Source organism: Stenotrophomonas sp. Sm10 (genome assembly GCF_030985515.1).
In the GTDB taxonomy this organism is placed as follows: domain Bacteria; phylum Pseudomonadota; class Gammaproteobacteria; order Xanthomonadales; family Xanthomonadaceae; genus Stenotrophomonas; species Stenotrophomonas hibiscicola.
In genome coordinates, this window is the sequence record NZ_JAPTFO010000138.1 from 1 (window position 1) to 5,236 (window position 5,236).

Sequence of the window (5,236 nt, forward strand, 5' to 3'; positions counted from 1 at the left end):
TGAAGTTTCACCACATTACAATCCTCTATTCCATCCAAACCATACGGACGACGTTCGGATATCCCTAAGTCGATGAAGGCTCTTTCTGTAGAGCCAAAACGCCAAAATGACCCAAAGCGGTTTGAAGTAAATCTTAAAACTTCGTCAAATTGGATTGTGACTTTCTCCCAGACCAAACTTGTCCCGACATAACGCTGAATAATTTCTTTAGAGCCCACGTAAATTCCTTCTCGTGCCATATTACCTCCTGTTAACGATAAATATCGTAGATGGTATTAGCATCTTTGTTAGAAATTGCGTCATATTGGGACCTTGTTCCAGCCCAATATTTCATTGGTTGCCCACCGTTCTGATTGATGATGTTCTGACCAGGCGCACCATCAGCTCCTCTAGGGCCTGCTGGACCCGTTGCTCCATTCGCCCCTCTTGCACCAGCTGGTCCAGCTGGACCTCGCAAGCTATTTCGCTGTGTCTCTGTCAATGTGTCAAATGTAGGACGATTTTCAAGGGCTGTGATACGACGCTTAACGTCTGTGTCATTATAAGAAATCACGAATGTTCTCTTACCAATTTTTTGAACATTAATATTAGTACCGTTGACAGCCGTCACTTTCCAAAATTCATAATCTACAGTACTGTTGTTCGTCCAAAGGTCTTCAACAATATCCCCTACCTTGATACCGTCAGGGTTCATGATATCGGTTGTTTTTATTGTTGCTACTGAGCCGATATTTGCACCATAGATATCTCCTTTAGCGATACGATATACTGGCGTTTCAGACTTTTTGGCGTATTCAGATAATGCCCTCTCTGCTGCGGAACCTTCAAACCGCACAACCCCGTCAGCACCTTTTGGTCCTGCGGGTCCCGTTTCTCCACGGTCACCTTTCGGCCCTGTTAGGTACTGCAAGGCTGAAAATCGGTCACGGCCATTTCCGACCTTGACCTTACCAGTGTCGCTCTCGATACCTAACTCACCGTCATACAACACAAAGTCACTTCTTGCCCACTCACTAGCTGGCATCCGTTTATGTCGTACCCTGATAGGTACTACTTCAGGCGTTGTTTCCGTCATGTTCTACCTCCTCCATCAAAAATAAAAGTTGGATTCTCGCTCCAACTTCCCTCATATCTAGCATTCTGCCCGTCCGCAACCGTCTTGTAGACTGGCGCTAGTTCAATCCGTCTTGTCTGATTGTCAATCGTCACAGACTGCTCTACATTCTGATACCAGTCGCCTGAGAAAGTCAGACGATAGGCACCATAGTAGACTGCCAAGACCTGCTCCTCTTTCTGGGTTAGGTCTTTATCAATCGCTGGCATGACCGAATTAGCAGGCGCAAGATGAACGTGCCCACCGTAGAATGTAGGCTTATTAACTACCACAGTCACATCTGCCTTACCGTATGGCGTGCAGGTTGCTGACCAGCTAATGACGTACTGCTTGCCAATTTCAAAACCCTCTCCATTATGTCCGACCTCTACGAAATCCGTTCCATAACTGATTTTCTTGGCCGTGCCACCATTGAGACGGTTCTTATTGTACTGGGTAGTGCCGTCACCACCAATCAGGCTAGCATTGACCCTTGCGGTCTCACTGACCTGTTCTAATTTCTTACTCAGCTCAGCAATCGAATCCGCACCGCTCCTGAGTTCCTCGCGAATACGCTTCACGAACTCAGGACGCTCTTTTTCCATTTCTTCGTGGATCTTAGCGCCCATTTCTTCAGCTTTAGCCTTGTACTGCTCAATAGCGTCATCAATCGCTTTTTTACGTTTCTCAAACTCGGCTTCAAAGGCTGCGTCTGCTGCTTCTATCTGCGCTTGGATTTTGGCTTCAATGCCATCTTGTTGTTTGATCTGCTTGGTAATCGTACCCTCGTAAGAATACTGGGTGTCATTTCCAGCCTTACTATCTGCACTGATACGACCTCTCAGACCACCTTTGAAAGTAAAACTCTGGCTTAACACAGGAACTTTAAAGGTTTCTTTCTTGTTGGTTTGAATGGTTACCCACTGCCCAACCTCAAGCAGTAAATGCCCTTGGTAGTTGAGATTATACGGATAGTAAGATAGATTTTTCAGTTTGTAATACAGGTCATTTAAAGCGCTCTGAGTCATAAAGACATTGTCTAGTTCCAATGACCGACCTGTCTTCATACCAACCGTAAGGGACTTTTTGTCTGTCTTACAAGTGATACCAGCTATCTGATACTCAATCTCGCTCTTGGTTAAACCATGTAAGAAGTAACTATCTGCGTTGATCGTGATATTTGACTCAGTTAAATCACGGATTTCCATCTTACCTTCTCGGTTAAAGAAACAAGACATCCCAATCATCTGAGTCATAGCGCTCAGCATATCCCTAAAGGAAAGTTTCTTACCTTCAGGAACTTGCTCGACATGGTAACGCATAGCGCTGATTCCGAAATAGTCATTCGCTAACTCAATACCAGTTTTCAGGCAGATTTCCTGAATAACCTCTCGTACCTCAGCTGGGAAATGCAAGTCTGTCACATACTCACGATTGAGCTTAAACATACCGTCCATGAGCTCCAGCGTGGTTGTGTTTCGGTTTCGGTCAATCTCGATGTCATTGATGAAGTATTCCCCCATCTTAACCCACTGGTAGGTATTCCCAACCAGTAGACCAATCTCAGGGTGTAGGACATCCAGTTTATTGAATGTGGTTATGATGCTGGTAAAGGTAATCTTACCGCTACCAGCACACGTTCCACCGGGCTTGTACGTATCACCTTTGATATAGCCATACTCAAAACTAGCCTCTTTGATATCCCGTGAAGCATAATCTCCAACACGGATAGATAATGTTCTTTCCTTGGCAAACATGGCTCTGTCAAATTGCCGTCTGGTTAAAGCGTCCATTTTCTTACCTCTCTACCAGATTAAATTTAGCGCCAGACCAAGGTTTAAACTTTTCAGTAAAGGTATAGCTAGGAGCTGTCCTGTCACCGACATAGAAAGTCTTTGTGACTTGGCCATCCATGGGGTCTGGATAAGATACCTCAAAAAATTTAGATGAAACTGCATTTAAAAGCTGACTTATTTCTTCCTGAGTCATCATACCCCATTCACAGTCTAGTTTGCGCTTAGTCGTGATACGGTCTCGCACCATGTCACCGTTAGCGTTACGCCCTGTTTCTCCATCGATATCCTGAATACCGACTTGAAAAGATTTGGGAGGCTTCACAGCCACCCCATTGATTGTCAATTGTGCCATTTAACCTCCTAAATCTTGAGCAAGGTTTGACCTGCTCGTTCATGTTCCTTGTTGATTTCTTGGATTGCTACCCGTCCGAACTCATGACCAGCGATTTGGATAACAATATCACCAGCTGGCAATGAATAGCCCGCAGGGGCATTGTTAACAGGCATTCTTTCAGCTACTTTCTGAGCCAAAGTAGAAATCCAACCTGTATTCCGTTCAAGGGGCATTACTGCTTCTTGACCAGCTTCTCCGACCCCGATAATGCTAGGGGAATTGAATACACCACCTCGTGCATACCAATCTACAGAGAATGATGGAATTCTAGGAGGATTCAAGCTAAAGCTACCTGATATATTAAAGTGAGGAAGTTTGATTCTCGGTAAACTCCAATCAAAATTAAAGAAGCTTCTCAGTTTATCGATACCACTTTTAACAATGCTTTTGGCGTTTTCCATTGCGTCATTAAACAAATTCTTGAACCAGTTTGGGATTTCTTTCAAAGCGTCTTGAATGTCTTTCCATCTGTCTCCAAACCAAGAGCCGATTGATTGGAAAGGATTCTGAGTTTTTTCTTTTGCACTCTCAAATTTCTCTCCAAACCATGTATCAGCTTCTTTTACTCCATCTTTGATATCGTTCCATCTATCACCGAACCAAGAGCCTACTTTTTCAAAAGCCGAGTTCACTTTATCCCTACCAGATTGGAATTTCTCTCCAAGCCAAGTGTTTGCTTCGGCAAGCGCGTCTTTAGATTCGTTCCAACGGTCACCAAACCATGAACCCAACTTGCTAAATGTATTGCTTATTGCATCCCAGCCTTGCTTGAATTTATCACCTAACCAAGAGCCTACTTCTGCTAACGCATTAGTCACATCTGCCCAACGTTCTCCGAACCATGAGCCTAAATTACTGAAGATATTAACGATACCGTCCCAACCTTCTTGGAACTTCTCACCGAACCATTGACCTATTGGCTCAAAGATTTCTTGTAGTTTCGTCCATAAACCGCTGAAAAATTCGCCAATCGCTTGACAAATACCACTGATAAAATCACACAGTCCTTGCCATGCTGTTTTAGCAAACTCGACAACAGTGTCCCAGTTTTGGTAGAGCAAGACACCGATAGCAATCAAGGCTGCAATAGCAGCAATAACTAAGGTTATCGGGCTGGTCAATACCGCAATGGCTCCATTGAGTGCCCATGTTGCAGCTGCTGCAACTCCTGCTGCAACCGATTGAGCAATTTCTGCCGCTGCTGCAAGTCCCATTTGCGCTGCATGAACACCCCATGCTAGTGCAGATTTACCAAGTTCTAGAGCGGTTTTTCCTAACTCTACAATCAATTTACCTGAATTGACCACAAAGTCTTTTGCATACAACGCATTCAAATAGATGGTTTCACCGAAGCTAACCAATTTATCAAATGTCAAAGCTTTCAAAGCTAGTCCAAGATCTTTAATTCCGCTAACAATAAAGGAAACCTTGCCACTTAATAGTTCGAATGCCCCTGCAAGTCCTCCAGCTTGTTCCGCCCAAGACAAGAACTTAATTCCTTGCCACACGGTTGCAAGCGTACCAATCACGTTAGCGATTGTAGAGATAATCTCTTTATTTTCTTTACACCAGTCAGAAAAAGCAGTAAAACCGTCAGCTACTAGCTTGATTGTATCAGCTAGTAACTTCAATGCCTCTAGTATGATTACGCCTAGTATTTCAGCGACGGTTTCATTACTTATGCCGAATGTATTAGACAAGAACTCTGCGAAAGGCTTCCAACTTCCTTCCCAAAGTATTTGAATAATGTCAATTAGTCCGTTAAAAGCATTAGCAATAGAGTCAATAGCAGGGGCTACATGTTCATCGTAGACACTACTCAATCCATCGCCAAACTTATCAACAACACTTTCAATAGTTTCAAATATCGGAGCTACAATGTCCAAAAGACTTTGAAGCATTGATGAAATTTTAGGAGCGCTTGTGACAACGACTTTTTCAAAACCTTTAAAC

The 5,236-nt window shown here is 43.7% G+C and carries 5 protein-coding genes; all 5 read right to left on the reverse strand.

Features of this window, described 5'->3' with window-relative positions; genetic code table 11:
* Positions 1 to 239: hypothetical protein (locus tag O0J15_RS20215; protein ID WP_308306194.1), on the reverse strand; the 239-nt coding region annotated here is incomplete at its 3' end.
* Positions 240 to 250: 11 nt separating this feature from the next.
* Positions 251 to 1,075, reverse strand: coding sequence for a collagen-like protein (locus O0J15_RS20220; protein ID WP_308306195.1), 825 nt, complete (start codon positions 1,073 to 1,075; stop codon positions 251 to 253).
* Positions 1,072 to 2,886, reverse strand: a complete 1,815-nt coding sequence (locus O0J15_RS20225; protein WP_308306196.1) for a hypothetical protein — start codon at positions 2,884 to 2,886, stop codon at positions 1,072 to 1,074. The genes O0J15_RS20220 and O0J15_RS20225 overlap by 4 nt, the downstream gene beginning before the upstream one ends.
* A gap of 4 nt (positions 2,887 to 2,890) precedes the next feature.
* Complete coding sequence (locus O0J15_RS20230; protein WP_084887177.1) at positions 2,891 to 3,241, reverse strand: DUF6711 family protein; 351 nt, start codon at positions 3,239 to 3,241, stop codon at positions 2,891 to 2,893.
* An 8-nt stretch (positions 3,242 to 3,249) separates the two neighbouring features.
* Positions 3,250 to 5,236, reverse strand: a 1,987-nt coding sequence (locus tag O0J15_RS20235) for a hypothetical protein (RefSeq protein WP_308306197.1), incomplete at its 5' end; no start/stop codon positions are given.